This window comes from Naasia aerilata (assembly GCF_030296595.1).
Lineage (GTDB): Bacteria > Actinomycetota > Actinomycetes > Actinomycetales > Microbacteriaceae > Naasia > Naasia aerilata.
The window spans coordinates 871,040-896,959 of the sequence record NZ_AP027731.1 but is presented as its reverse complement, the minus strand read 5'-3'; the positions used below and the strand labels follow the sequence as shown (position 1 = coordinate 896,959).

Here is a 25,920-nt window from a genome sequence, read left to right as displayed (position 1 = left end):
CTCCCCACCGAGCGCGGGGGAGGAGCGAGGGGCGCCTTCTCTTCCACCGAGCGCGGTGCGAGGCGCCACTCGGCGCGTCCTCCTCCACCGAGCGCGGTGCGTGACGACGAGCGCGCCCCGTCTACGCACCGCGTTCGTCGGTACGGCCCGCGCTCAGCGAACGCGGTGTGGGTACACCCCGCGCTCGGTGCTTTGCGGCCGCAGCCGGCGAGGACCAGCGCTCCGTGTTGCCCCGCGCAGTCGGGCTGGATCCCGCGTGCACGAGGAGGTGTCGCGAGCGTGAGGCCGTGATTCCCGCTGTCTTAAGCCTCGACATCAGGCCGATTCACATCGCGGATCGGTCACCGGTCCGCGTCCCGCGGGAGGGGTGCCGCCACCTCACCGCATCACTTCGGACAAACCGCAACTGGAGACCGATGCGGATAGTCCGCAGTGATGCGGAAAACGCCCAGCGCGGCCGTCCCGGCGCCGGCGCGACCCTTCACCGAGCGCGGTGCGTGGCGACGAACGCGCCCCGTCTACGGACCGCGTTCGTCGCTACGGGGCGCGCTCGGCGAACGCGGTGTGGGCGCGCACCGCGCTCGGCGCGCATGGGGCACCCCACCGCATCGCTTCGGACTAACCGCAACCGGAGACCGATGCGGTTAGTCCGAAGTGATGCGGGCAGGTCAGGCGGCGGTCGGCGCGATCAGCTGGCGCGCAGCGGCCAGCGGGTGTCGTCGAGGATGACCTGGGCCGCCGCGTTCGTCGACGGGTTCACCAGGATCGGGGCCATGAGGTTCACGACCGGGCCCTCCTCGGCCATGGTCGCGACCACGAAGGCCTCGAGCGTGGCGGGGGAGTCCGCACCGAGGGGCGCGAGCTGGTCGTCGGTGAACTCCGGGTCGTAGCCGGGCACGAAGACGGCCGGGTCGACGAGGAAGAGGCGCAGGTCGGCGCCGTCGCGGTCCTTCAGCGTGAAGAGGCCGATGGCGCCCTCCACCGAGGAGAGCTCGAAGTCGACCACGGGCGAGAACCCGGGCGGCGGCGCCGTGAACGTGACGTTCAGGGTGGCGGGACGAAGAGGTGTCATGACGCTCATTGCAGGTAGGAGAGGAGAGTGGGCTGCAGGGCCCGCGCGGTCACGCCGAGGGCGGTCTGGTACGTGACCTCCTGCGACTTCAGGTCGATGATCGCCTTCGCCGGGTCGACATCCTCGAGCCCCGCCCGCTGCGCCTCCAGGGCCGTGGACTGGGTCAGGTTGCTCTGCGCGGCCTGCTGCAGCCGACTGTACCTCGTGCCCACCACGCCATGCTGGGTGGTGAGGGCGCTGACATGGGTGTCGAGCTGACCGATGCGAGCGGAGAGGTCGGTCCCCGCCGTGAGGTCGGTCACGATGTTGTCGATGAGGGCGAAGACGGAACCGGTGCCGGTGCCGAACGCGGCGGCGCCGTCCACGTCGACGCGCACGGTCTCGGAGTCGTTGATGCGGCGCTGCACGGTGGCTCCCGCCGCTCCTGTGAACGTGTACGGCGCAGGCGTCGCCGCGAAGGCGGTGCCGGCCGAGGAGCTGCCCGCGAAGACGGTGCGCCCCAGGTAGGTCGTGTTCGCCTTCTCGAGGAGGTCGCTCTTGAGCCCCTCGAGCTCGCCCGCGATGGCGGAGCGCGTGGCAGGGGTCATCGTTCCCTCGTTCGCCCCGCGGAGCGTGAGGTCGCGCACCTTGCGCAGGATGTCCTCCGACGAGGAGAGGGCGTCGTCGACGGTGGCGAGCCAGGCGGTGCCATCGCTGATGTTGGTGCCGTACTGCTCGGTCGCCCGCTGCTGCGCGTGCACGCGCATGATGGAGGCGGTCGCGCTCGGGTCGTCCGAGGGCTTCGTCACGGCGCGGCCGGTGGCGGCCTGCTCCTGCAGCTGCGACAGCAGCGCGCGCGACGTCTGCACGTTGCGCTGCGCCGAGACGAGCTGCTGCTGATTGGTGATGCGTCCGATCATCGGGCGCTACCTCCCCACGAGTCCGGTGCGATTGATCAGGGTGTCGAGCATCTCGTCGACCGTCGTCAGCATGCGCGCAGCGCTCTGATAGGCGTGCTGGTACATGAGCAGGTTCGTCGTCTCCTCGTCGATGTCCACCGCGGACTGTGAGGTCTGCGCCGTGGTGGCGACCGTGGTCGCCTGCGTGCTGAGGACCGCCTGCTGGGTCGCGGCGCGCGAGAGCACCCCGACCTGGATGACGTAGGTCGACCAGACCGCGTCGGGACCGGTCGGGCTGGTGCCCAGCCGGCTGATGGCGTCGGCGATGGTGCCGTCGCTGCCGCCCTTGCCGGGCGCAGCGGCGGCGATGCCGCTGACGCCCGTGGGGACCACCGAGAGGCCCAGGGCGGCCGGAAGTGCGCCGGCGAGAGCGAAGAAGGCGCCGCCCGGTGCGCCGGACGGCGTCACGCCGGTCGAGTGCACCCCGTTGACGGTCGCCGCCAGCGAGGTGGCGAGGCGGTTGTAGAGCGCCGCGGACTCGGCCCAGGGGCCGCCGTTTCCGCCGGGCTGTGCGCCCGCGAGCGTCGCCAGGCGGCCGGCCAGCTCTCCGCCTTCGACGTCGACCGCGACCGAGCTGCCGGCCCACTCGACGTGCACGGGGGTCGCCGCCGCGTCCTCGACGCGCGCGGCTCCGACCAGGGCGAGCTTGCGGGCGCTCGTGCCGGAGACCAGGGAGTTGCCGCCCAGCACGAGATCGATGGTGGAGTCGCCGTTGTCGCGGACGGTGGCTCCGGTCAGCCCGGCGAGGCCCGTGACGAGCACGGACCGCTGGTCGAGGAGCTCGTTCGCGTTGCCGTCGCTCGCGACCGTCCGCCGGATCTGGTCGTTCAGCTGCGCGACCTGTGCGGCGGCGTCGTTGATGGTGTCGACCGTGGTCTGCGCGGCCGTGCGCGCATCCGCCCAGCCGGCCGAGGCCTGCGTGTAGCCGGTCGCGATGGCGGAGACCGTCTGCCCCGCCTGCGCGAGCAGCGTCGACGCCTGGCCGGGGACGCCGGGGTTGTTGGCGACGTTCTGCCAGGCATCCCAGAACTTCGACATGGTCACCGACAGGCCGTTGGTGCCGGGCTCGTTGAGGAGGTCTCGATCGTCGACATCGCCGACGAGGCGACCTTCCAGTACCCCATGGTGGAGGAGGCCGCTCGCACCCGGTTGTCGAGGATGGAGTCCCCGAGCCGCTCGATGCCGGTCACCTGGACGCCCTGGCCGATGTTGATGCCCGTGCGGAAGATGCTGGCAGCGGTCGAGGACCCGATCGCCGACTGGCTGACGCGCTGACGCGTGTAGCCCTCGGTCGTCGCGTTGGCGATGTTCTGGCCGGTGACGTCCATGCCGGCGCGCGCCGCCTGGAGTCCCGTGTAGGAAGCCTGCAGGGAGCCGAATGTGCTCACTCAGAACCGCCGATCGAAGAGGTGGGCGCCACTCGACGCCATGGCGGGAGCGCCGCGGTCGTCGTAGACGCCCGCGGTCGTGGTCAGGTTCGCGAGGGTCTCCTGCGTGGCCCGCGAGGCGGCGCGCAGGTAGCTGAGGTTCACGTCGCGCACCTCGGCGATCTGGGCGGTGAGGCTCGTGAGGGCGGCGAGGTGGGAGGAGAAGATGTCGCGCCAGGCGTCGCTCGGCGCGTGCTGCACGAGGTCGCGGAGGGTGGCGTCGTCGGGGAGGCCCCAGTCGGCGGCGAGGACGGCGGACTCGACGGTGCGCTCCATCCCGGCGGAGCGGAGGCGCACGAGCACCTGCTCGACCTCCTTGGTGGCGAAGGGGAGCCACTTGGACTTCCCGGTCGTGAGCAGGAGCTGCTCCTCCTCGAGCTTGAACATCAGCAGCTCGAGCAGCTCGCGCTCTCGCCACAGCAGGGTCGACAGCTCATTGGCGCTCATCGCTTCCCCTCCTCGCATGTCGTCCGGCGTGTTCGGGAAAAAACTTCCCGGATCTCCTTTCACAGTCGGCACCTCTGGCCGATAGGTAAGCCTGACGGCACATCTGCTCCCCCGCAGCGGCCCGGATGATAACCGCTCCCTCTCGTGCGACACGGGAGGTCGACGCGACCACTACTGGGGACTCGCTGCCCCCTTCTGCCCCCCGCAGACTGAGCAGACGGGGCGGATCGCCCGGCGTAGGGGTATGCCGGGAATCGCTTCGAGGGGGATGGCTCGCTTCGGGCGTTCCCCGCTGGGGGAAGATCCACGGGGGAGCATTGGCTACTGCACGTTCCGAGCGCAATCGGCTCGTCGTAGAGAATCTGGCGATCGTCGGATATCTGGTGAACGACGTCTGCTCACGCGCATCGCATCTGTCCCGCGACGACCTGGCGTCGGCCGGCGCCGTCGGCCTGATCCTCGCGGCCGAGTCCTTCGACTCCTCACTGGGAGTGCCGTTCGGAGCCTTCGCACGCCGCCGCATCCTCGGGGCGATCGCCGACGAGATGCGGGCATCCGACTGGGCGACCCGCACCGCGCGCAAGCGCATCAAGGAGTCGCTCGCGGTGAAGGAGTCCCTCACCGCCGCTCTGGGGCGCACGCCCACGGTCGACGAGATCGCGTCCTCCCTCGGAGTGGACAAGGCGACCGCCACCGAGGCCCTCGTGGATGCGGACCGCAGCGTCTCGACCCTCGACACCACGGTGGCCGACTACCTGGCCACCGACATCGCGAGTCCCGAGGACACCCTCATGGACACCGAGCGCACTCGCTACATCCGCGCGGCCGTCACGGCGCTGCCGGAGAAGATGCGCTACATCGTGGAGCAGATCTACTTCGAGGACCGCTCGGTGAAGGATCTCGCCGAGGAGCTGGGCGCGACGCACTCCGCCATCTCGCAGCAGCGAGCGGAGGCCGTGCGCCTCATGCGGGACGGTCTCACCACGCACTACGCCGACGAGCCGGCCGCCGAGGCGGAGACCCACTCCCGGGTGGCTCCCGCGCGGCGCAGCGCCTACCTCGCCCGCCTCGCTGAGAATGCGGGAGCGGCGATGAGCCGCCAGATGGCGCCCGGGCTCCCTGCCCGGTCAGCCGCATCTTGACCCCCGTTAGCGGGTATCAGCTAACAAGTCGGCCGGGGGCGCCGATAGGGAAACCTGTCGGACCACGGAAGGGCCGGCGCTAACAACGAACTCATGGAGGAACTGCAATGGGTATGCAGATCAACACCAACATCGCGGCACTGAACACGTACCGCAACCTCACGTCGAACCAGAACAGCCTGAACTCGTCTCTCGAGAAGCTCTCGAGCGGTCTGCGCATCAACCGCGCTGCCGACGACGCGGCCGGGCTGGTCATCTCGGAGGGTCTGAAGTCGCAGATCGGTGGCCTCACGGTCGCCGCTCGCAACGCTCAGGACGGCGTCTCGGTCGTGCAGACCGCGGAAGGCGCCCTGGGTCAGGCGCAGTCCATCCTGCAGCGCCTCCGCGACCTCGCCGTCCAGGCGGGCAACGACGCGAACAGCACCGACGCCCGGACGGCCCTGTCGTCCGAGGCTTCGAGCCTCACGTCGGAGCTCACGCGTATCGCGAACTCGACCAACTTCAACGGCAAGAACCTCATCGACGGCACCGCCGGCACGATGAAGTTCCAGGTCGGTGCGGACGGCAACGCGAACAGCCAGATCAGCGTGACGATGACGAACCTGGCCACGGTCGCCACCAACCTCGGCTCGGCGGGCGCGAACTTCGCGGTCGTCACCCCGACGGCGGTCACCGGCAACTTCACCGTCAACAACGGCACCGCTCAGGTGACCGTCGCGATGGGCGCCGTCAACACCTACACCACGGTGCAGGGCGTCGCGGACAAGCTGAACTCGGACACCAACTTCCAGGCCAACTTCTCCGCTTCGATCGACGGCAGCAACAAGCTGGTCGTGACGAGCAAGACCGGCGGCACCGTCCTCGGTGGCGTCATCGGCACCCCGGCCGCCATCGGTACCGGTGGTTCCACCGCGACCGCTGTCGCGGGTGGCATGGACTTCTCGACGGCTGCCGGCGCGCAGGCTGCGATCACCTCGATCGACGCCCAGCTCGACACCGTGTCCACGCAGCGCTCGGCCCTGGGTGCCGTGCAGAACCGGTTCGACCGCGCCATCGCGAACATCAACGTGGCGATCGAGAACCTGTCCGCGTCGAAGAGCCGCATCACCGACGTCGACATGGCGTCCGAGATGGTCAACTTCACGCGGGCTCAGATCCTGAGCCAGGCCGGTACCGCCATGCTGTCGCAGGCGAACCAGGCGCCGCAGCTGGCGCTCAAGCTCCTGGGCTAGGAACACCGCAGCCGGCGGCGCAGGCACTCGTGCCCGCGCCGCCGGCTCACCCGTTCACCTGAACGGAGGAGGAGGACGACCATGGCAGGCCTCGGCATCGACGGACTGGCCAGCGGGCTCGACACCACGTCGATCATCAACCAGCTGATGACGCTGGAAGCGCGCCCCCAGGTCACACTCAAGAGCACCCTCAGCGCAACCACGGCCTTCGCGACCGACCTGCGCTCCCTGAACACCGCAGTGGCGGCCGTCGCCGCGTCCGCCAAGACGGCGTCGACCGCGACGTCGCTCGCCGTCTACAAGACGACCAGCAGCGCGGCCAGCGTGACTGCCACCGCGCGCAACACGGCGGCCCCGGGCAGCCTGACCTTCGCCGTGGATCAGACCGCGCAGCGGCAGATCACCGTCACCGCAGCGATGAGCACGTGGGCCTCGACCCCGCCGACGCTGACGATCAAGAACGCGGACGGCACCGCCACCTCGGTGACCGCCGCCACGAACTCTCTCGCCGACGTCGCGTCGGCGATCAACGGCGCGGGCAAGGGCGTCTCCGCCACCGTCGTCTCCGCCGGAACCGACACGGGCGGCACGAAGCTCTACCGGCTCCAGCTGACCGCGACCGCATCGGGCGCGTCGGGAGGCTTCACTGTCTACCGCGGCTCGGCCGCCGACGTGACCGCCGGCACCGCCGTCGACCTCTCGACCGAGACGGGCGCGGCGACGGTGACCGCAGCTCGCGACGCGTCGGTCACGCTCTGGGGCGGCACCGCCGCCGCCCAGACGATCACGTCCTCCAGCAACACCTTCACCGACCTGCTCCCCGGGCTCGACGTCACGGTGACGTCGGCCGAGGCGACCCCGGTGACCCTCACGACCGCGCAGGACACCGGAGCCGCGGCCGGTGTCGCGGCCGGCCTCTTCAACAGCCTCATCGCGATCTTCAGCGGAATCGACAAGAACACCGCGGTCACCACCTCCGTCACGGCAGGCACCACGTCAGGGACCACCGTCAAGGCCGGCAGCTTCACCGGCGACTCCGCCATCCGGCAGCTGAAGGACGCGCTCCTCTCGGCGGCGACCTCGCCGGTCGACAGCACCTCGCTCAACGACATCGGCATCAAGATCACGCGCGACGGGACCGTCCAGTTCGACTCCGCCGCGTTCTCCGCCGCACTGCAGAAGGACCCCACCGGCACGGCCGCGAAGTTCCAGACCGTCGCGGGCCGCATCGCGACCGCGGCGACCGCCGCCTCGGACAGCACCAAGGGCTACATCACCTCGAAGATCGCCGGCCAGGACAAGCAGGTGGCCTCGCTGAACGATCAGATCTCCGACTGGGACCTCCGCCTCGCCGCCCGCAAGGACATCCTGCAGAAGCAGTACAACGCCCTGGAGACCGCGCTCTCCTCCATGAAATCGCAGTCCGATTGGCTGTCGTCGCAGTTGGGAAACCTGATGACCTCGTCCTCCTCCTCGAGCTCCAAGTGAACGACATCGCCGCCGCCCGGGCGCTCTACAACCGGGACGCCGTGCTGTCCGCCTCGCCGGCGCGCCTGCTCACGATGCTCTACGACCGCCTGCTGCTCGACCTGCAGCGTGCCGAGACCGCCCAGGTCGCCGAGGCGTGGGACACGGCAGCGCAGCACCTGCTGCACGCGCAGGAGATCGTCGTCAGCCTCACCGACTCGCTCAAGCCCGAGCTCTGGGAGGGTGGCCCCGGCCTCCTCGCCCTTTACCACTTCGTGACCAAGGCGCTCATCGGCGCGAACGTCTACAAGGACGTGACGCGCACCCGCGAGTGCATCACCCTCCTCGAGCCGCTGCGCAAGGCGTGGCATGAAGCGGCCGCGACGGTGAGCAGCACGAGCACGCCGGCCTTCGGCCTGCAGGGCCAGGCGCTTGCCTGACCCGTGGGTCGCCCAGCTCGACGAGCTGGAGCTCCGCGTGATCGCGCTCCTCGAGGGGCGTCTCGGCGACATCGCTCCCTGGGCACCGCCCACCGGGCTGCCTCCGCTGCCCGCTGACCTCGCACCGCGCGCCTCGGCGCTCCTGGACGCCCAGCGGGAAGCCCTCGGCCACCTCGAGTCCGAGCGCATCCGCGTGCTCGCCGAGATGTCATCCGCGCGCCGGCACACCGCCGGTGTCCGGGAGGAGCGCGCCGTCTACTTCGACGCCACGGCGTAACGATCGGCGGGGGTTCTCGGCCCCCGACGCCCCCTTAACCCCTAGGTCGGGGGTGCGGCGCAACTAACCACCGCGCTTCCTTCAACCGAGAGTTGACCCTAAGAGCACGGACCGCTCGTTCCCCGGCCACGGATCGGCCGCACCTACCGCACCCCACGGAACAGGACGACGTGTTCGAATCGGTCACGACTACGGCGCTGACGACTGCCCTCAACGGGCTCGCCGAGCGCCAGCGCGCCATCGCGAACAACATCGCGAACGTGAACACCCCCGACTACCACGCGCGGAGGGTGTCCTTCGAGGACTCGCTCGCGAAGAGCGTGCGCCAGGGCAGCGGAACGGCAGCGATCAGCACCTCCTCGTCCCTCGAGCCGACGCGCCTCGACGGCAACAACGTGAACCTCGACACCGAGACGCTCTCGAACATCGACACCGTCCTGCGGTTCCAGTTCGCGTCGCGCGCTGTGGACGCGGAGTTCTCGGCAGCACGCACGGCGATGAGGACCAACTGATGACCTTCGACGCGATCGGCATCGCCGGCTCCGCCCTCACCGTCCACCGGAAGTGGCTGGACGCGATCTCCGACAACATCGCCAACGTCAACACGGCGTCGCGCACGAGTGACACGGCCTTCCAGGCGCGGTTCATCGAGGCGACGGCCGGGGCCGGCAACACCGGCGTGTACGTGGCGGGCACGCAGCTCGGCAGCGCCGAGGGACAGCTCGTCTACAACCCGGAAAACCCGCTCGCGGACGAGAACGGGCTGGTCCGGATGCCGGACATCGACCTCTCGGCGCAGATGAGCAGCCTCATCATGGCCCAGCGCGGCTACGAGGCGAACGCGGCGGTCGTCGACCGCGCGAAGACCACTTACGAGGCTGCACTGCAGATCGGCAGGTCCTGATGACCATCCCCGCGATCGGCGCCCTCTCGGGCCTCTCCGGCGTCTCCGGCCTCTCGGCCGTCCGTGCCCCCGCTGCCCCCTCGGGCGGCGGCTTCGAAGGCGCCCTCACCTCCGCCGTCGACAACCTCCAGGCGACGCAGAGCACCTCCGACACCCTCGCGGTCAAGGCGGTCACCGGTGACCTCAGCGACATCCACCAGGCCACCATCGCCGCCACGCGCGCCCAGGTGACCATGGAGCTCGTCGCCGCCGTCCGCAACAAGGGCGTCGAGGCGTTCAACGACATCATGCGGATGCAGGCCTGATGCCCGCCCAGATGTCCGGCGCGCTCCGCCGCCTCCTCGGGGCCATCCGCGAGTTCACGATCGCTCAGCGCACGCTCGCGATCCTCGCCGTCGCCGTGCTCGTCCTCGGCGGCATCGCGCTGAGCGCGTGGCTGACGCGTCCCACCTACTCGCCCCTCTTCTCCGGCCTGTCCGGCGAGGATGCGAGCGCGATCGTCGACCAGCTCGGCAAGGACGGCGTCCAGTACGAGCTCGCCGACGGCGGATCCACGATCATGGTCCCCGCCGACAAGGTGGACAAGGAGCGGCTCACCGCGGCGGCAGCCGGTCTCCCGAGTGCCGGGACCACGGGCTACGCGCTCCTCGACTCCATGGGCGTCACCGCCTCGGAGTTCCAGCAGGACGTCACCTACAAGCGCGCGATCGAGGGCGAGCTCGCCAAGACGATCGAGGCCATGAGCGGCGTCAAGACCGCGTCGGTGCAGCTCGCGATCCCGAAGGAGTCGGTGTTCGTCTCGCAGAAGGCCGACCCCACCGCATCGGTGTTCCTCGAGACCACGGGCGGCACCCTGTCGGCCGACCAGGTCCAGGCGATCGTGCACCTCACCTCGGCCGCCGTCGACGGGCTCAAGGCCGAGAACGTCTCCGTCGTCGACTCCAAGGGCAACCTCCTGTCGTCGGTCGGCACCGGCGCGGCCGGCAGCGCGGGACAGCAGGCCAGCGACTACGAGTCCCGGGTGCGCCAGACCGTTCAGGCGATGCTCGACCAGGTCGTCGGCCCCGGCAACTCGACCGTCGTGGTCTCGGCCGACGTCAGCAACGAGTCGGCGCAGCGCGTCGAGGAGAGCTACGACGTCCCGGACAACGCCCCCGTCCTCAGCGAGTCCTCCTCCAGCGAGACCTACACGGGTGACGGCAGCGGCACCAAGGCCGGCGTCCTGGGGCCGGACAACATCGCGGTGCCCGCGACGGGCGGCGCCGCCGCCACGGGGACCGACGGCTCCTACGTCAACGAGTCGGCGGTCAAGAACAACGCGATCGACAAGGTGACCGAGACCCGCAGCATCCCGGCCGGCGCGATCAGCCGGCAGACCATCTCGGTGGCCGTCAACGCCGACAAGGTGACGGGCATCGACAAGACCACGATCAGCAACCTGGTCGCCTCCGCCGCGGGCATCAACACCAACCGGGGCGACAAGGTCACCGTCGAGACGGCCTCGTTCTCCACGGCGGCGGCCGATGCCGCGGCCGAGGCGCTCAAGGCGGCGAAGGACGCCGAGTCGCAGGAGAACCTGACCCACCTCATCACCACCGGCGCCATCGCGCTGGTCGCGATCGGCGGCCTCGTCGTCCTCCTGATGATCCTGCGCAAGCTGTTCCGCCGCGACCCGAAGTCCGGTCCGCTGGACCTCGGCGACCTCCCGGTCGCGACCGCACCCGTCGCAGGCGGCGCCGGCCTGCCGCTCGACCCCGGCGGCCAGGCCTGGCCGCTCGAGGCTCCCGCCACCATCCCCTACACGCCGCGCGGACTGACCGCAGAGCCGAACGAGTTCGAGCAGTTGCAGGCGGAGATCAACGCCCTCGCCGCCGCCGATCCCGAGAAGACCGCCGACTACCTGCGGGCCCTCATGGATGAACGGGAGCTCACATGAGCGCCCCCGCGAAGCTGAGCGGAACGCAGAAGGCCGCCCTCGTCCTGATGAACCTCACCACGGAGCGCGCCGCCGTGGTGATGCGCCAGTTCAGCGAGCAGGAGGCGGAGGAGATCACCGCCGAGATCGTGCGGCTCCGGAACGTGGACTCCAAGGTCGCCGAGGGCGCCATCCGCGACTTCGCCGAGCGGACGGTCACCGGTGGGCGCAACTCCCGAGGCGGCCGCGACTTCGCGGCCGGCCTCCTCGAGGCGACCTTCGGCGCCGAGAAGGCTGCGGGCCTGCTCGACCGCGTCGACTCTGGCACCTCCTTCGAGTTCCTCGACGACGCCGACGCCATGCAGGTGTCCTCGCTGCTCGACGGCGAGCTGCCGGAGACGACCGCGTTCGTGCTCACCCGGGTGCGGCCCGACCTCGCGTCGTCGGTGCTCGCGCGCCTCCCCCGAGCGTCCGCGTCGACGTCGCGCAGTGCATCGCGACGATGGGCACCGCGACGCCGGAGGCCGTGAGCGTGCTGACCACCGTGCTCAAGCAGCGCGCGCGGTCCATCGTCATGCCGAAGGAGAAGGTCCAGGCCGTCGGGGAGTGCAGCCGCTCGTCGACATCATCAAGCGGGCCGACGCCACGATCGAGCGCGACCTGCTCTCGGCGCTGGAGGAGCGGGACCAGGAGCTCGCGGAGCAGGTCAAGTCCCGCATGCTGGGCTTCGACGACATCGTCACGCTCGAGGAGCGCGACGTGCAGCAGGTTCTCCGCAGCCTCGACCCGGCGATGCTCGCGATCGCGATGAAGGGCGCCAGCCCCGCCGTCGCGGAGACGATCCGCAGCAACATGTCCGAGCGCAACCGGACTCTGCTCGAGGAGGAGACGTCGCTCCTCGGCCGGGTGCTCAAGGGGCAGGTCGACGAGGCCCGCAGCCAGGTGGTCCGCGCCATCCGCGACCTCGAGGCCTCGGGCGCGATCACCGTGCACCGCGCCGTGGAGGAGGAGGTCGAGTATGTCGACTGACTTCGCCCTCTACACCTACCCGGTCCTCCAGGACGAGCAGCTCAGCGCCGTCGCCGAGCGGGCCCGCGTCGCCGGGCACGCCTCCGGCTTCGCGGCCGGCCGCCGGGAGGCCGCAGAGATTCTCGCGCGCGAGCTCGCCGGCCAGCGCGCCGAGCACGAGCGCATGCTCGAGCGCGAGCGCTCCGCCCTCCGTGCCGCCACCGCGGCGCTGAGCTCCGCCGCCGCGCGGCTCGAGGCAGCCACCGCGCCGGTCCTCGCGTCCGCCGACCAGTCCCTGCTTGCGGGCGCCGTCGAGCTCGCCGAGGCTCTGCTCGGCTGCGAGCTCCGCGACGAGCCGGCGTCGGCGCTCGCCCGCGTGCGCGCGACTCTCGCCGTGGCTGGGGAGCCGGGATCGATCCGCGGCATCCGCGTCCACCCGCGGGACGCCGCCCTGCTCGAGCAGGAGGACCTGCCCGTGCCGGTCCTCGCCGACGCGGCGCTGCTGCCGGGCGACGTGGTGGTGCTGCTCCAGCACGGCATCCTCGACGCCCGCATCGCCGGCGCCGTCCAGCGCGCCCGCCAGGCCCTCGAGGACGCCTCGTGACCGCCGCCGTGCTGCGGCGCCCGGCCAGCCTCGACGCCCTGATCGACGCCGTCCGCCCCGAGCGCGAGGGGTCCGTCGCGTCCGTCGCCGGCCTCGGCATCGCCATCCGGGGCGTCGAAGCCGGCATCGGCGACCTCCTGCTGGTCGGGCCGGCGCGGTCCCGCGTCGAGGTCGTCGCGGTCGACGGGCCCACCCTCACCGCGATGCCGCTCGACGCTATCGAGGGGATGGCCTCCGGCATGCCCGTCCGCTCCACCGGGGCCCGCATGCGGATCCCCACGGGGCCCGCCCTGCTCGGTCGCGTGCTCGACGGATCCGGGACCCCCATCGACGGACGCGGCCCCCTGCTCGACCCCCGCACGGTCCCGGTGGACGGACCGACGCCCTCGCCGATGGACCGCGCCCGCATCACCCAGCCGCTGCCGCTCGGCGTGCGCGTGCTGGACACGCTCGCGACGATGGGCCGCGGCCAGCGGATCGGGCTCTTCGCCGGCTCCGGCGTCGGCAAGTCGTCCCTGCTGTCCATGGTCGCGCGCGGCACCGAGGCGGAGGTCTCGGTCATCGCCCTCATCGGGGAGCGTGGCCGCGAGGTGCGCGAGTTCCTCGAGGACGACCTCGGCCCTGAGGGCCTCGCGCGCTCCGTGGTCATCGTCTCGACGGCCGAGCAGCCGGCCCTCGTGCGCGTGCGGGCCGCCTTCACGGCCACCCGGATCGCCGAGGAGTTCCGCGCAGCGGGCTCGCACGTGGTGCTCATGATGGACTCCCTCACGCGCGTCGCGATGGCGCAGCGCGAGGTGGGGCTGTCCGTGGGCGAGCCGCCCGCGACGCGCGGCTATCCGCCGTCGGTCTTCGGCCTCCTCGCCCGGCTGCTCGAGCGGGCCGGCACGGGCGTCGAGGGGTCGATCAGCGGCATCTACACCGTGCTCGTGGACGGCGACGACCACAACGAGCCGATCGCCGACACGGTCCGGTCGATCCTCGACGGCCACGTCGTGCTCGACCGCCGCCTCGCGACCGCCGGGCACTTCCCGAGCATCGACGTCCTCGGGTCCGTCTCCCGCGTCGCCTCCAAGGTGACGACTCCCCAGCAGCGCGCGGATGCCGCCGCCCTCCGGCGCGTGCTCGCCGCTCGCCGGGACGTGCAGGACCTCATCGACGTCGGCGCCTACCAGCGCGGCGCCAACCCCTCGTCGACGCAGCGCTCGCGACCGCGGACGAGATCGCGGCCTTCCTGCAGCAGGGGATGGGCGAGCCCGCCCCCTACTACGACGCCTGGGCGCACCTTGGCGCCCTCCTCGACCGGATGGGAGTGCCCCGTGCCGCGTGACTTCTCACTCGCCGGACTGCTCCGGCTCCGCCGCCTCCAGGAGGACGAGTCCGCAGGGCGGCTGCTCCGTGCGCGCTCGCGAGCCTCGGAGCTCGCCGCTCAGCGCACGCACGTCCGCGACTCGCTCGTCGACGACGAGGCCGTGTCGGTGGAGAGCATGCACGCCATCTCGGCCGCGCGCGCATCCACGTCCAGCATGCTTGCCGACCTCAAGAACCTCGAGCTCGAGCAGGACGCCGAGGTCGCTCGCGCCGCCGCGGAGCACGCCGCCGCGCGGGCGCAGACGCTCGCCCTCGAGAAGCTCGAGGAGCGGCACGCGGAGGAGCAGGCGGCCGAGGAGCTCCGCGCGGAGCAGACCGTCCTCGACGAGCTCGCCGGGCGCGCGTCCCGCCCTCGGCCCTCGATCGAGGAGGAGCGATGAGCGTCAGCGATGCGATCGCCTCCATGCAGGCGATCCAGACCCGGATCCTCCAGCTCACCGGCCAGACGGCCGCGGCGCCGAAGGCCGCCTCGGCCGCATCGGCCTCGGCTTTCGCCGACGCCCTCTCCTCCGCCACCGGAACCTCGTCGACCCTGCTCGGCGATGGCACGGTGACCGGGGACGACGTCGCGGCCGCGGCCCAGAAGTACGTGGGAGTGCCGTACGTGCTCGGCGGGACGACGTCGAGCGGCATCGACTGCTCGGGACTCGTCCAGCGCACCTTCGCGGACCTCGGCATCGACGTCCCCCGCCTCGTGCACGAGCAGCAGACCATCGGCACCGAGGTGCCCTCGCTCGCGCAGGCCCAGCCGGGCGACCTCATCGTGCTCGACGGCGGCGACCACATCGCCATCTACCTCGGCAACAACACGGTCATCCACGCGCCCTACGAGGGCCGGAACGTGTCCGTGCAGAAGCTGTGGGTGGGCGACGAGGGGATCGACACCATCCGCCGAGTCGTGCCGACCGCCGCCGAGGCCGGTGCGGCTCAGACCTCCGCCCAGAGCCTCACCTCGCTGCTCGGCGCCGGGTCCGCCTCGAGCGACTCGCTGAGCTCCATGCTGTCGCTGCTCGGCTCGGGCGGGACGACGACGAGCTCGTCCACCCTGCAGCAGCTCGTCGCGGCCCGCTCCGCTCTCGTCTCCGGAGGAGTCTCATGATCGCCCCATCCGCCGTTCCCGCCGCGCCCATCGCGGCGGCCCGTGCCGCCTCCGGCTCCGCCGCGTCCACGGGAACGGCAGGCGCCGACCGGTTCGACCAGGAGCTCGGCAAGGCGCAGCAGGGTCGCACCCAGCACGACCGAGGCGCTCACGAGGGCGTCCGTCGTGGCCTGCACCGTGGCACCACCGCCCCCGACCCCGCAGCGCAGGGGTCCGCGGCCGACGGAGCGGCGGACGCGGCTGACGCCGCTGGCCTCGCCGAGGACGATGCGCCCGCCGCCGTCGCGCCTGCCACGGCCACCGCCTCCGCGCCCGCGCCGATCCTTCCTCCGTTCGCGAGCTCCGTCGCGCCGGTGCCCGCCATCCCGGCCCCGGCGGCGCCCACCGCCTCGGCTCCCGCCGAGCCCGCTGCTGCTCCGGTCGCTGCTCCCGCCGGAACCGCGCCGGGTGTCACCGCTCCGGCGCCCGCGCCTGCTGCGCCCGCTGCGACCCCGACGCTTCCGGCCCCGGCGCTTCCGGCTGTCACCTCGTCCACCCAGGCGGCCACCCCCTCGGCGCCTGCCGGCGCACCCGCGCTCCCGACGGTGCCCGGAGCGCCCCTCCCGCCCCCGGTCGGAACGCCCCGCGTCGCGAACCCGGCGGACCCGACGACGGCCACCCCTGCCGCTACCGACCAGACGGCTGCGGCTGCGGGCAGCCCCGCCCTGCCCGGCCTCCCCGTCGCACCGGCGGTTCCCGTTCCGCCGGCCGCAGCTCCTGTCGCGCCCGCGGCCGGCCCCGCGGCTGCGCCTGCCGTGAGCCTGTCCGGACCGGCGCCGATCGTGGCGACGGCACCCGCCGACCGCGCGCCCGAAGGCCCCCGTGCCGAGGCCGCCGCGGGAACCACGCCGTCGACCTTCGCGCCGGCGCCCGCTCCCGCCGCCACCCCGGCTCCCGCGTCCGCCACGCCGGTCGCCGCCTCCGCGCCGCCGGCGCCGCCCGCACCCGCGCTCACCGAGCAGGTCGGCCGGCCGATCCTCGCCCTGGCCTCCGCCCCGCACGGCGAGCACGTCGTCACGGTCCGCGTCACTCCCGAGAACCTCGGCCCCGTCACGGTCCGCGCCCACGTGTCCGGCGACGGCGTGCGCATCGAGCTGTTCGCCCCCACGGACCAGGCTCGCGACGCTCTACGCGCGATCCTGCCGGACCTGCGCCGCGACCTCGCCGCGTCCGGTCCGAGCGCGACCCTGGGCGTGGCGAACGGCGATGCCGGCTCCGCGTCCGACCCGGGAGCCCGCCGGGGTGACGGACGGGGCGAGGCGCCGGCCCGGCCATTCCCGCTCCCTGCGGAGGTCCGCGCCGCGGCGCCGCTCCCTCGCACCCCACTGCCGCTCGCCGATCGGCAGTCCCGACTCGACGTCCTCGCCTGATCGGAAGAAGACCATGACCATCGACTCCGTCGCCGCCACCCGAGGGACCTCCGTCTACACGACTCCCGCGTCGCGCGCGCCCAAGCAGAAGTTCGACAGCGACATGTTCATGACGCTGCTCGTCACCCAGCTGCGCTCGCAGGACCCCAGCTCGCCGCTCGACACCAACGAGATGATCGGCCAGACCACTCAGCTCGCCTCGATGGAGCAGCTCACGCAGCTGACCACCACCAACCAGGCGAGCTATGCGCTGCAGCAGCAGATCGCCGCGGCATCCGTCATCGGCCGCGAGGTGACCTATCCGGACGCCGACGGCATCCTGCACACCGGCACGGCGACCGCCGTCGCCTTCGACGGCGACGCCCCCACGGTCACCGTGGGGGCCACCACCATCCCCTCTCGGCGATCAGCAAGATCGCCCAGCCCTCGACCGACTGACCCCGGCCACCCAACAGAAAGGCATCCGCCATGCTCCGCTCGCTGTACTCCGGGATCTCCGGCCTCCGCTCCCACCAGACGATGCTCGACGTGACCGGCAACAACATCGCCAACGTCAACACCACGGCGTTCAAGTCGTCCGCGGTCCAGTTCCAGGACACGCTCTCCCAGCTCACCTCGGGCGCGCGCTTCGCGCAGGCGAACTCGGGTGGCACGAACCCCGCCCAGGTCGGCCTCGGTGTGCAGGTCGCCGGCATCGCGACCAACCTCACGCAGGGCTCGACCCAGTCGACCGGCAAGAACACCGACATGCTGATCACGGGCGACGGCTACTTCGTCACCAAGCAGGGCAACGAGACCACCTACACGCGCGCAGGCTCGTTCGGCTGGGACTCGATGGGCCGCCTCACGACGGCCGACGGCTCGCTCGTGCAGGGCTGGACGGCGGTGAACGGTGTCGTCTCCACGGGCGGCACGGTCGGCGCCATCCAGGTTCCCCGTGACGTCGTCGCTCCCGCCAAGGCCACGACGGGCGCCGCCGTGACCGGCAACCTGCCCGCCGACGCCGCGGTCGGCGACACCGTCGTGCGCGACATCCAGGTCTACAACGGCGTCGGCGCCGCCCGCTCCCTCACCCTGACCTTCGCGAAGACCGCGGCGGGCTGGAACGTGTCGGGCACCGACGGCACCACGACTGCGACCGGGGCGATGACCTTCACCAACGGCACCGTCGCCACCGGCGGAAGCCTGACCGTGGGAGGCGTCACCGTCGACCTCAGCAAGGCGACCGGCTACGCGGGCCTCAAGACCGCGACCATCTCGTCGCAGAACGGCAGCCAGGTCGGCGCTCTGCAGAGCTTCAGCCTCTCCGGCGACGGCACGCTCGTCGGCTCGTTCAGCAACGGCGCCACGGTTCCGATCGCCCAGCTCGCGCTCGCGTCCTTCGTCAATCCGGGCGGCCTCGAGAAGGCGGGGGAGTCGTCCTACCGGGCGTCGGTCAACTCCGGCGACGCGGTGCTCGGCACGCCGGGCACCTCAGGCCTCGGCAGCGTCGTCGCCGGCGCCCTCGAGATGAGCAACGTCGACCTGTCCCAGGAGTTCACGAACCTGATCGTCGCGCAGCGCGGCTTCCAGGCGAACGCGCGCATCATCACGACCTCCGACGAGGTCCTGCAGGAGCTCACCAACCTGAAGCGCTGACGCTGCGCTGACGCTGCGCTGAGAGCCGGTCGGGGTACGCATTCCGCCCCGGCCGGCCGGTTGTCCGGCGTGTCGAGCCGAAAAGTGCCGCGAAGAGGGGTATCAGCTCGGCTTTTTCGGCCTTACGCGCCCTTCTCCGGTGCCGATTGTTCTCCCTGTCACCGCCTTTTGCGGTCCCATGGATGGGACCCGGCGGTGCCCATGGATGGGGGAATCCCGATGATCGTGCTGACGAGGCTCAATGAGAGCACGTTCGCCGTCAACCCGGACTTGATCGAGCGCGTGCAGTCCAGCCCGGACACGTCGATCGTGCTCGTCGACGGCACACAGTTCATCGTGCGCGAGTCGCTCGAGGAGGTCATCGACCTCATCGCCGGCTACCGCGCCCGCGTCCTCGCCCTCGCCCAGTCGATGAGCGTCGAGCGCGAGCCGCGTCGCACCGCCCGCCTGGGCGTCGTCGACGGTGAGAAGCCGCGCACCCGGAAGGAAGCGCGCTGATGGATCCCGCCACCCTCGTCGGAGTCGTCCTCGCCTTCGGCGCCCTTCTCACGATGATCGTCGTCGAAGGCGCCAGCCCGATGTCGATCCTGCTTCCCGGGCCGATGGTCCTCGTCTTCGGCGCCACGCTCGCCGTGGGCATCGCGAGCACCACGCTCCCCGATGCGATCCACGGCTTTCGCTCGCTGCCGAAGGCGTTCCTCGGCAAGGTCATGCCGCCGCGCCAGGTGATCGACCAGGTCGTCGGCCTCGCCGAGGTGGCCCGCCGCAACGGCCTGCTCGCGCTCGACCAGGAGTCGGAGAAGGTCGACGACCCGTTCCTCAAGCGGGCTCTGCAGAACATCGCCGACGGTGTCGACGCCGACGAGCTGCGCATCATGCTCGAGGACGAGGCCGCCACCCGCGAGCGGAGCGGCAAGGCCGCCTCCAAGTTCTTCAACTCGCTCGGCGGCTACTCGCCCACCATCGGCATCATCGGAACGGTCGTCTCGCTGACCCACGTCCTCGAGCAGCTCTCCGACCCGGACACCCTGGGCCACGCCATCGCCGCGGCCTTCGTCGCGACCCTCTGGGGTGTGCTGTCCGCCAACTTCCTGTGGCTGCCGATCGGCGGCCGGCTCGGCAAGCTCACCGACCTGGAGTCGGAGCGCATGACCCTCCTCATCGAGGGCGTCGTCGCCCTGCAGGCCGGAAGCCAGCCGCGGCTGCTCGGTGAGCGCCTCCTTGCGCTCGTCCCCGAGCACCAGCACGGCAAGTCCGGCAAGGCGGACAAGGCCGACAAGGCCGACGCCGAGAAGGCTGCGTGACCCGGTGAGCGGCCATAGACGACGCCGTGGCGGAGGTCACGGGGGCGAGTTCCACGTCGACGAGCGCTGGATGGCGTCCTACATGGACATGGTCACCGTGCTCATGTGCCTCTTCATCGTGCTCTACGCGATGTCCTCGGTGGACCAGACGAAGTTCGAGAAGCTCGCGAACTCGCTGGCGACGGGCTTCGGCGCGACGCCGAGCGTGACCGTCGACACCGCGGAAGGGGTCGTCGTCCCGAAGGACATGGTGGACGACGAGGGGGAGGGCTTCACGCCCGCCCAGCTCGCCATGCAGCAGATCGACGCGCTGAAGACGGTCGAGGGGCAGATCAGCGCTTCGCTGTCGAGCGCCGGGGTCGCCGCGGACGCCGAGTTCGCGATCAACTCCGACGGCCTGACGATCGGCCTCGTCGGCACCGACACGTTCTTCGACGGCAACAGCGCCACCCTGCGGGGAGAGGCGGAGGGCGTGCTCCGCGCGCTCGGCCCGGTGCTCGCACCGCTGCCCAACGAGGTCACCGTGGAGGGCCACGCCGATCCGCACGGATCGCCCGCGCCCTTCGCGTCCGACTGGGATCTCGCCGCAGCGCGCTCCACCGCGGTGCTGCGCTTCCTCGTGGAGAGCGCAGGCGTCGCGGGCGGCAACATCTCCTCCGTGTCCTACGGCTCCACCCGTCCGGTCGGCGACGACGCCGGACAGGAGAACCGCCGCGTCGACATCGTGGTCCACACCACCTCGTCCGACGAGGTCAACGCGCTCATCCCGGGCCTCGTGTCCGGAGCGGTCTCGAGCGGCTCGGCCACCTCGGCGGCCGCCGCGGCGCCGGCCTCCGCGGAGACGGCGACCGCCACGACGGAGAAGGCGTCAGCCGAGAAGGCCTCCGCCTCGAAGACCACGACCAAGGCGACTGCCACGACCGAGAAGAAGTCGGCGACCGCCGGACACTGACCGCGCAGCCGATCGCGTGGACGCTTGCGCACCCCCTGAAGTGGGCACACGCCGCGGGGGTGCGTCGGCGGCAACACACGTCCGCCCTGCCGGGCGGGCGGAAAACGCCGACATATAGTCCGAAGGTGACGGTACGGGAGCGGCGGAGCGCCGGAGGGCGAGAGACCGCGGCATCCGCCGTGGAGCTCTACGACTTCCTCCGCCCGGTCACCCTGGGGCGCGACCAGTCGCGGCTGCTCGAGCTCGTCTACGAGACGTTCGCGCGGCAGTGGGGGACGCAGCTGACCGCCAAGGTCCGCACCGTCTCGCGCGTCACCTACCTCTCCTCGGGCCTGCCCAGCTACGACGAGTACATCGCGACCCTCCCCGAGACGAGCGCCATGGTGCTCATCGGCATGGAGGGCATCGACGCCCGCGCCATCCTGCAGTTCCCCACCAATGCCGCTCTGCGCTGGATCGGCCGCATGCTCGGCGGCAGCGGGCGCATCGAGCCCCGCCAGCGGAGCTTCACACAGATCGAGCAGGCGCTCGTCCGGCGCCTGGCCGAGGACGCGCTGGAGGATCTGCGCTACTCCATGGGCAACCTGCTGCCGATGGCCATGACGGTGGAGGCCTTCCACTACAACCCGCAGTTCGCGCAGGCGGCGGCCACCACCGACCTCATGGTCGTCGGATCGTTCGACATCGAGGTCGGCGAGCACACCACGCCGGCGACGCTCGCGCTGCCGGCCGAGGCCGTGCTGCCTCAGCTCGGCATCGTCGAGACCGCGCAGTCCGCCGCCGACGCCCGGGACCGGCTCGGCGCCCACGTCGTCGCGGCCCCCTCGAGCTGTCGCTCCGCTTCGATCCCACGCCCGTCAGCCCGTCCGTCGTCCTCGGCCTCGCCGAAGGCGACGTCATCCCCTCGTCCACCCGCAGCACCGGCCGCTGCAGCTCACCGTCGACGGTGAGACGGTCGCCCGGGCCGCTGTCGGTTCCAACGGGAACCGCCTTGCCTGCGTCGTCCTCGATCCCCAGGAGGCCTCGTGAACTTCCCCACCACCGTCAACGACATCGCACCCGCCGCGCCGCTGGTCGACGCCCTCGTCCGCGCCCTCCCGGGCCCGGCGCTCATGGGCACCCGGCACGCGGGTGCGCCGCTCACGCCCGCCCAGGTCGCCTCCGCGGTCACCGCCACCTTCGTCGGCAGCCGCTCGGCGGAGCTGTCGCTCGTCCTGATCGACCAGGAGGGGCTCGCCGAGGCCGCCGGGGTCAGCGCCGGCATGGTGCGGCCGGGGGATGTCCTCCGTCCGGCCCTCGAGGAGGCCGCGGCCGTCCTCGGCGAGGGCATGCTCGGCGCCATCCGGGAGGGGGACGCCTCCGCGCTCTTCTCCGCTCCGGACACCGTCGTCTTCGACCTCGTCGGAGAGGCGGGGGTCGCCGGCTGGTTCGCCGTCGGCATCCGCAGCGCCGCGCCGCGTCCTGCCGCGGACCCGCACCTCAGCTCCAAGCTCGGGCGCATCAACAACGTCGAGATGACCCTCGCGGTGGAGATCGGCCGCACCCGGATGTCGGTGCGGGAGCTGCTCGCGATCGAGCCCGGTGCCGTCGTCGAGCTCGACCGCGCAGTGGGCACGCCCGCCGACGTGCTGCTCAACGGCCGGCTCATCGCGCACGGCGAGATCGTGGTCGTCGACCAGGAGTTCGCGGTCCGCATCACCCGGATCCTCGACACCGTCGAAGCCGACTGAGCCCCGGGTGGACACCGTCTTCCTCGCCCTCCGGGTGCTCGTCTCGCTCGGTGCGGTCCTCGGCGTCATCTGGTTCGCCACCCGGTGGATTCTGAACGGCAAGCGCAGCCCGCTGGGCCGCACGGTGAAGGCCAAGCAGCTCACCGTGGTGGCCAAGCAGGGGCTCGGCGCGAAGGCGTCGATCGCCATCGTCGAGGCCGGCGGCCGCCGCTTCCTCCTCGGCGTCACGGAGCACGCGGTCACCGTGCTCGACCAGCTCGAGGTCCCCGCGGAGCCGGCGCTCCCGACGACCCCCATCCGGCTCCCGTCCTTCGAACGCGCGCTCGAGGACGCTCAACTCACCCAGGGCCAGGGCGCGCCCGTCGTGGTGCGCGACCCGATCCCCCTGATGCCGGCCACCCGGCGCGCGGCTCGGGAGGCGGAGGCAACGCGCCCCGCCCCCTCCCGCGTCTCCGGCTCCCTCCTCTCGGCGGACACCTGGCGCCAGACAGCCATGGCGTTGCGGCGGGCTCGGTGAGGGCCGCCCCCGGCGCCAGGATGGCGCCAGGTACGGGGGCAGGAAGCCAACAGGATTACAGCCGGCCGCGTGGCGGTCGGAGCGGGCGCGGCGGTTCTCGTCGGCGTCGTGCTGGCCGTCGTCGTGCCCGAGCTCGCGATGGCCGCGCCGGTCGCGCCCGTCGCTCCGGTCGTGCCGACGCCGACGCCCGGGGATCTCTCGATCCAGATCAACGGCCCGGACGGCGCACCGTCGACGTCGATCGTCGTGCTGCTCGGCATCACGCTGCTCTCGGTCGCCCCGGCTCTGCTGCTGATGATGTCGTCGTTCACCAAGATCTTCGTGGTGCTCGCCATGACGCGGAACGCGATCGGGCTGAACAGCATCCCGCCCAACCAGGTGATCGCGGGCCTCGCGCTGTTCCTGTCGCTGTTCATCATGTGGCCGGTGCTGGGCGACGTGAACGTGCACGCGGTGCAGCCCTACCTCAACGGCACCATGGACTTCGGCGGGGCGCTGCACGCGGCGGCCGGACCGCTCAAGGGCTTCATGCTCGCGCACGTCCGCGAGGAGGACATCGCGCTCATGACGCGCGCGGCCGGTCAGGCGAACCCGGCGTCCCCTCAGGCGGTGCCGATGGTCACCCTGATTCCGGCGTTCATGATCTCGGAGCTGCGGGCGGCCTTCATCATCGGCCTCGTCATCTTCGTGCCGTTCCTCGTGATCGACCTCGTCGTCTCCTCGGGCCTCATGGCCATGGGCATGATGATGCTCCCGCCGGTCATGATCGCTCTGCCGTTCAAGATCCTCCTGTTCATCCTGGTCGACGGGTGGGGCCTCATCATCACGTCGCTCGTGCAGAGCTATCGGACGTAGGCGATGGATCAGAACGCAGTCCTCGACATCGCCATGCAGGCCCTCATGCTTGCGGCGAAGCTCAGTGCGCCCATGCTCGTGACCTCTCTCGTGGTCGGCTTCGCGATCTCGGTGTTCCAGTCGATCACCCAGATCCAGGAGGTCACGCTCTCCTTCGTGCCCAAGGCGGTCGCGGTCGCCGTTGCGCTCCTCGTCTGCGGCCACTGGATGATCAGCGAGTCGGTCGACTTCACCAACAGCATGTTCCGCCTGCTGCCGCACCTCCTGGCAGGTGGCTGATGCAGTTCGCGCTCAACATGTCCTGGCTCGAGGCGACCATGCTCGCCGGGGTCCGCATGGTCGCGTTCCTCGTCATCGCGCCGCCGTTCTCGCACAACGCGTTCCCGCTGCGGATCAAGGGGATGCTCGCGGTGGCCCTCGCGATCGTCGTGGCGCCGCGCGCCACCGTCGGGTACACATCGCTCGGCACCGGACCGTTCCTCCTCGCGCTCGTCGCCCAGCTGATCGCCGGTGCGCTGCTCGGGTTCTTCGTGTTCCTCGTCTTCTCGGCCATCCAGTCGGCCGGCAACCTCATCGACCTCTTCGCGGGCTTCCAGATGGCGCAGGCGTTCGACCCGCAGTCGCTCGTCAATGGCGCCCAGTTCACCCGTCTCATGCACATGATCGCGATCGCCCTGCTCTTCGCGAGCGGCGGCTACGAGCTGATCCTCGGCGGCCTCGTCCGCACCTTCGATGCCCTCCCGGTGACCGGGATGCTCGACATGAGCGAGCCCGGCGCCCAGCTCATCGGCGGCGTCACCCAGATGTTCCTCGCCGCGGTGCAGATCGCCGGGCCGATCATGCTGGTCCTGTTCCTCGCCGACGTCGGCCTCGCGCTCCTCACCCGCGTCGCGCCGCAGATGAACGCCTTCTCGATGGGCTACCCGCTCAAGATCCTCATCACGCTGCTGGTCGCCGGCGTCGTCTTCCTCGCGCTGCCGCGCGTGGTCGGCGCGCTGGTCGAGGACGGCCTCTCCCTCATGGGGGTGGTGACCTGATGAGCGATACGTCAGAGCGCACCGAGAAGGCCACCGACAAGCGGATGCGGGAGGCCCGGCAGAAGGGCAAGATCGCCTCCTCCCACGACCTCACCGGGTGGGTCGGGCTCGCCGGGGCGGCCCTCGCGATCCCCGCCGTGCTCAGCGGCGCCACCGACGCGACCACCGCCATGGTGGCGGGCTTCCGCACCCTCACCCGCTCGCCCGACCCGCTCGTCGCGCTCGATGTGTTCGGCAACGCGCTCACCCAGGTCGTGCCGATCATGGCGCCCATGTTCCTCGCTGCGGTCGTCGGCGCCTTCGTCGGGCACGTCGTGCAGGGCGGGCTCCGGTTCAAGCAGCTGAGCTTCCGCGTCGAGCACTTCGACCTGGTGAAGGGGCTCGGCCGGCTCTTCGGCCCGCGCGGCCTGTGGGAGGGCGGCAAGGCGATCCTCAAGTCGAGCGTCGTCGCGCTCGCGCTCGTCGTCGTCATCCAGGGCCTGGTGCCGCTGCTCTCGAACGCTGGCAGCCTGCCGGTGGCGGCGCTGCTGTCGACGGCCGGGGAGCGGCCGGCTCGCTCCTGCAGTCCGCGGTGATCGCCGGCATCGGGCTGGCGCTCGTCGACGTCTTCGTCGTCATGCGGCGCAACCGCAAGCAGACGCGGATGACAAAGCGCGAGGTGCGTGACGAGAACAAGAGCTCCGAGGGCGACCCGCTGGTGCGCTCGCAGCGGCGGTCGAAGCAGCTCGCGATGTCGCGCAACCGCATGATCGCCGCGGTCGGCTCGGCCGACGTCGTGCTCCTCAACCCGACCCACGTCGCGGTCGCCCTCAAGTACGAGAAGGGCAAGTCGGCTCCCCGCGTCGTCGCGAAGGGCGCAGGCGAGGTCGCGGCGAAGATCCGCGAGCGGGCCGCCTCGACCAACACCCCCATGGTCCACGACATCCCGCTCGCGCGCGCGCTCTACGGCGCGTGCGACGTCGGCGACGAGATCCCGGTCGAGCTCTACGGAGCGGTCGCCCGCGTGCTCGCGTTCGTGCTGTCCCTCAAGTCGCGCGGTGCCGCCCTCGGCGTGCACCGCCTCGTCCCGGCCCCGGCCTGAGAGGAAGGTCCGCCGTGAAGAAGACGCTGACCGCCATCGCCATCCCCGTCGGGGTGG

Annotated in this window: 33 protein-coding genes and 1 pseudogene; 29 read left to right on the top strand and 5 right to left on the bottom strand. The window is 71.4% G+C overall.

The features are described from left to right. Positions 1 to 688: 688 nt before the first annotated feature. From QUE51_RS04930 to QUE51_RS04910, 5 genes are read right to left on the bottom strand one after another with little or no spacing between them, the layout of a single operon-like run. Positions 689 to 1,081: a flagellar assembly protein FliW gene (locus QUE51_RS04930; RefSeq protein WP_286278514.1), complete on the bottom strand. Its 393-nt coding sequence runs from the start codon at positions 1,079 to 1,081 to the stop codon at positions 689 to 691. Continuing rightward, positions 1,078 to 1,971 (bottom strand): flagellar hook-associated protein FlgL, encoded by an 894-nt coding sequence (gene flgL, locus QUE51_RS04925; protein WP_286278513.1) that lies wholly within the window; start codon positions 1,969 to 1,971, stop codon positions 1,078 to 1,080. The genes QUE51_RS04930 and flgL overlap by 4 nt, the downstream gene beginning before the upstream one ends. Positions 1,972 to 1,977: 6 nt before the next feature. Next, positions 1,978 to 3,048, bottom strand: coding sequence for a flagellar hook-associated protein FlgK (locus tag QUE51_RS04920; RefSeq protein WP_286279258.1), 1,071 nt, complete (start codon positions 3,046 to 3,048; stop codon positions 1,978 to 1,980). Positions 3,049 to 3,050: 2 nt separating this feature from the next. Continuing rightward, complete coding sequence (locus QUE51_RS04915) at positions 3,051 to 3,398, bottom strand: flagellar basal body protein (protein ID WP_286278512.1); 348 nt, start codon at positions 3,396 to 3,398, stop codon at positions 3,051 to 3,053. After that, positions 3,399 to 3,884: a flagellar protein FlgN gene (locus QUE51_RS04910; protein WP_286278511.1), complete on the bottom strand. Its 486-nt coding sequence runs from the start codon at positions 3,882 to 3,884 to the stop codon at positions 3,399 to 3,401. Between the two features lie 317 nt (positions 3,885 to 4,201). Here QUE51_RS04910 and QUE51_RS04905 point away from each other — a divergent pair, with 317 nt between their 5' ends. From QUE51_RS04905 to QUE51_RS04770, 29 genes and pseudogenes are all read left to right on the top strand, one after another. Further along, positions 4,202 to 5,026: a sigma-70 family RNA polymerase sigma factor gene (locus QUE51_RS04905; RefSeq protein WP_286278510.1), complete on the top strand. Its 825-nt coding sequence runs from the start codon at positions 4,202 to 4,204 to the stop codon at positions 5,024 to 5,026. A 107-nt stretch (positions 5,027 to 5,133) separates the two neighbouring features. Next, a complete protein-coding gene (locus QUE51_RS04900) occupies positions 5,134 to 6,258 on the top strand; it encodes a flagellin N-terminal helical domain-containing protein (RefSeq protein WP_286278509.1) in 1,125 nt (374 codons plus the stop codon). An 81-nt stretch (positions 6,259 to 6,339) separates the two neighbouring features. Then, positions 6,340 to 7,746, top strand: coding sequence for a flagellar filament capping protein FliD (gene fliD, locus QUE51_RS04895; protein ID WP_286278508.1), 1,407 nt, complete (start codon positions 6,340 to 6,342; stop codon positions 7,744 to 7,746). After that, the gene (fliS, locus tag QUE51_RS04890; RefSeq protein ID WP_286278506.1) at positions 7,743 to 8,165 is read left to right on the top strand and encodes a flagellar export chaperone FliS; all 423 of its coding nucleotides are present in this window, start codon (positions 7,743 to 7,745) and stop codon (positions 8,163 to 8,165) included. The genes fliD and fliS overlap by 4 nt, the downstream gene beginning before the upstream one ends. Next, a complete protein-coding gene (locus QUE51_RS04885) occupies positions 8,158 to 8,442 on the top strand; it encodes a hypothetical protein (RefSeq protein ID WP_286278504.1) in 285 nt (94 codons plus the stop codon). The genes fliS and QUE51_RS04885 overlap by 8 nt, the downstream gene beginning before the upstream one ends. A 170-nt stretch (positions 8,443 to 8,612) precedes the next feature. Continuing rightward, complete coding sequence (locus QUE51_RS04880; RefSeq protein WP_286278503.1) at positions 8,613 to 8,954, top strand: flagellar basal body rod protein FlgB; 342 nt, start codon at positions 8,613 to 8,615, stop codon at positions 8,952 to 8,954. Continuing rightward, positions 8,954 to 9,346, top strand: coding sequence for a flagellar basal body rod protein FlgC (locus QUE51_RS04875; protein WP_286278501.1), 393 nt, complete (start codon positions 8,954 to 8,956; stop codon positions 9,344 to 9,346). The genes QUE51_RS04880 and QUE51_RS04875 overlap by 1 nt, the downstream gene beginning before the upstream one ends. Next, a complete protein-coding gene (gene fliE, locus QUE51_RS04870; RefSeq protein ID WP_286278500.1) occupies positions 9,346 to 9,651 on the top strand; it encodes a flagellar hook-basal body complex protein FliE in 306 nt (101 codons plus the stop codon). The genes QUE51_RS04875 and fliE overlap by 1 nt, the downstream gene beginning before the upstream one ends. Next, positions 9,651 to 11,282, top strand: coding sequence for a flagellar basal-body MS-ring/collar protein FliF (fliF, locus tag QUE51_RS04865; protein ID WP_286278498.1), 1,632 nt, complete (start codon positions 9,651 to 9,653; stop codon positions 11,280 to 11,282). Before fliE ends, fliF begins: the two co-directional genes overlap by 1 nt. Then, positions 11,279 to 11,791: a hypothetical protein gene (locus tag QUE51_RS17800; RefSeq protein ID WP_350226716.1), complete on the top strand. Its 513-nt coding sequence runs from the start codon at positions 11,279 to 11,281 to the stop codon at positions 11,789 to 11,791. Before fliF ends, QUE51_RS17800 begins: the two co-directional genes overlap by 4 nt. 76 nt (positions 11,792 to 11,867) lie before the next feature. After that, positions 11,868 to 12,290 (top strand): FliG C-terminal domain-containing protein, encoded by a 423-nt coding sequence (locus QUE51_RS17795; RefSeq protein ID WP_350226715.1) that lies wholly within the window; start codon positions 11,868 to 11,870, stop codon positions 12,288 to 12,290. Further along, a complete protein-coding gene (locus tag QUE51_RS04855; protein WP_286278497.1) occupies positions 12,280 to 12,873 on the top strand; it encodes a FliH/SctL family protein in 594 nt (197 codons plus the stop codon). The genes QUE51_RS17795 and QUE51_RS04855 overlap by 11 nt, the downstream gene beginning before the upstream one ends. 11 nt (positions 12,874 to 12,884) lie before the next feature. Continuing rightward, positions 12,885 to 14,200, top strand: a pseudogene (locus QUE51_RS04850) (FliI/YscN family ATPase). After that, positions 14,190 to 14,621, top strand: coding sequence for a flagellar FliJ family protein (locus tag QUE51_RS04845; RefSeq protein WP_286278495.1), 432 nt, complete (start codon positions 14,190 to 14,192; stop codon positions 14,619 to 14,621). The pseudogene QUE51_RS04850 and the gene QUE51_RS04845 overlap by 11 nt, the downstream one beginning before the upstream one ends. After that, entirely contained in the window at positions 14,618 to 15,340 is a 723-nt protein-coding gene (locus QUE51_RS04840; RefSeq protein ID WP_286278494.1) for a C40 family peptidase, read from the top strand. Before QUE51_RS04845 ends, QUE51_RS04840 begins: the two co-directional genes overlap by 4 nt. Next, entirely contained in the window at positions 15,337 to 16,749 is a 1,413-nt protein-coding gene (locus QUE51_RS04835) for a flagellar hook-length control protein FliK (RefSeq protein WP_286278492.1), read from the top strand. The genes QUE51_RS04840 and QUE51_RS04835 overlap by 4 nt, the downstream gene beginning before the upstream one ends. A gap of 13 nt (positions 16,750 to 16,762) precedes the next feature. Continuing rightward, positions 16,763 to 17,281, top strand: a complete 519-nt coding sequence (locus QUE51_RS04830; protein WP_286278490.1) for a flagellar hook assembly protein FlgD — start codon at positions 16,763 to 16,765, stop codon at positions 17,279 to 17,281. Continuing rightward, positions 17,218 to 18,387 (top strand): flagellar hook protein FlgE, encoded by a 1,170-nt coding sequence (locus tag QUE51_RS04825; RefSeq protein WP_286278489.1) that lies wholly within the window; start codon positions 17,218 to 17,220, stop codon positions 18,385 to 18,387. The genes QUE51_RS04830 and QUE51_RS04825 overlap by 64 nt, the downstream gene beginning before the upstream one ends. 219 nt (positions 18,388 to 18,606) lie before the next feature. Further along, a complete protein-coding gene (locus QUE51_RS04820) occupies positions 18,607 to 18,885 on the top strand; it encodes a flagellar FlbD family protein (RefSeq protein ID WP_286278488.1) in 279 nt (92 codons plus the stop codon). Beyond that, entirely contained in the window at positions 18,885 to 19,691 is an 807-nt protein-coding gene (locus QUE51_RS04815; RefSeq protein ID WP_286278486.1) for a motility protein A, read from the top strand. The genes QUE51_RS04820 and QUE51_RS04815 overlap by 1 nt, the downstream gene beginning before the upstream one ends. Continuing rightward, positions 19,597 to 20,643: an OmpA/MotB family protein gene (locus QUE51_RS04810; protein WP_350226714.1), complete on the top strand. Its 1,047-nt coding sequence runs from the start codon at positions 19,597 to 19,599 to the stop codon at positions 20,641 to 20,643. Before QUE51_RS04815 ends, QUE51_RS04810 begins: the two co-directional genes overlap by 95 nt. Positions 20,644 to 20,768: 125 nt before the next feature. Next, complete coding sequence (locus QUE51_RS04805; protein ID WP_286278482.1) at positions 20,769 to 21,593, top strand: hypothetical protein; 825 nt, start codon at positions 20,769 to 20,771, stop codon at positions 21,591 to 21,593. Positions 21,594 to 21,668: 75 nt separating this feature from the next. Beyond that, positions 21,669 to 22,373: a flagellar motor switch protein FliN gene (gene fliN / locus QUE51_RS04800; RefSeq protein ID WP_286278480.1), complete on the top strand. Its 705-nt coding sequence runs from the start codon at positions 21,669 to 21,671 to the stop codon at positions 22,371 to 22,373. A 7-nt stretch (positions 22,374 to 22,380) separates the two neighbouring features. Then, positions 22,381 to 22,890: a FliO/MopB family protein gene (locus QUE51_RS04795; protein WP_286278478.1), complete on the top strand. Its 510-nt coding sequence runs from the start codon at positions 22,381 to 22,383 to the stop codon at positions 22,888 to 22,890. Between the two features lie 69 nt (positions 22,891 to 22,959). Further along, positions 22,960 to 23,745: a flagellar type III secretion system pore protein FliP gene (gene fliP, locus QUE51_RS04790; protein WP_286278475.1), complete on the top strand. Its 786-nt coding sequence runs from the start codon at positions 22,960 to 22,962 to the stop codon at positions 23,743 to 23,745. Positions 23,746 to 23,748: 3 nt separating this feature from the next. Next, positions 23,749 to 24,024, top strand: coding sequence for a flagellar biosynthesis protein FliQ (gene fliQ / locus QUE51_RS04785; protein WP_286278473.1), 276 nt, complete (start codon positions 23,749 to 23,751; stop codon positions 24,022 to 24,024). Then, a complete protein-coding gene (locus tag QUE51_RS04780; protein WP_286278471.1) occupies positions 24,024 to 24,782 on the top strand; it encodes a flagellar biosynthetic protein FliR in 759 nt (252 codons plus the stop codon). Before fliQ ends, QUE51_RS04780 begins: the two co-directional genes overlap by 1 nt. Next, positions 24,782 to 25,357, top strand: a complete 576-nt coding sequence (locus tag QUE51_RS04775) for an EscU/YscU/HrcU family type III secretion system export apparatus switch protein (RefSeq protein WP_286278469.1) — start codon at positions 24,782 to 24,784, stop codon at positions 25,355 to 25,357. Before QUE51_RS04780 ends, QUE51_RS04775 begins: the two co-directional genes overlap by 1 nt. After that, the gene (locus tag QUE51_RS04770) at positions 25,354 to 25,863 is read left to right on the top strand and encodes an EscU/YscU/HrcU family type III secretion system export apparatus switch protein (protein WP_286278468.1); all 510 of its coding nucleotides are present in this window, start codon (positions 25,354 to 25,356) and stop codon (positions 25,861 to 25,863) included. Before QUE51_RS04775 ends, QUE51_RS04770 begins: the two co-directional genes overlap by 4 nt. The last annotated feature ends 57 nt before the right edge of the window (positions 25,864 to 25,920 follow it).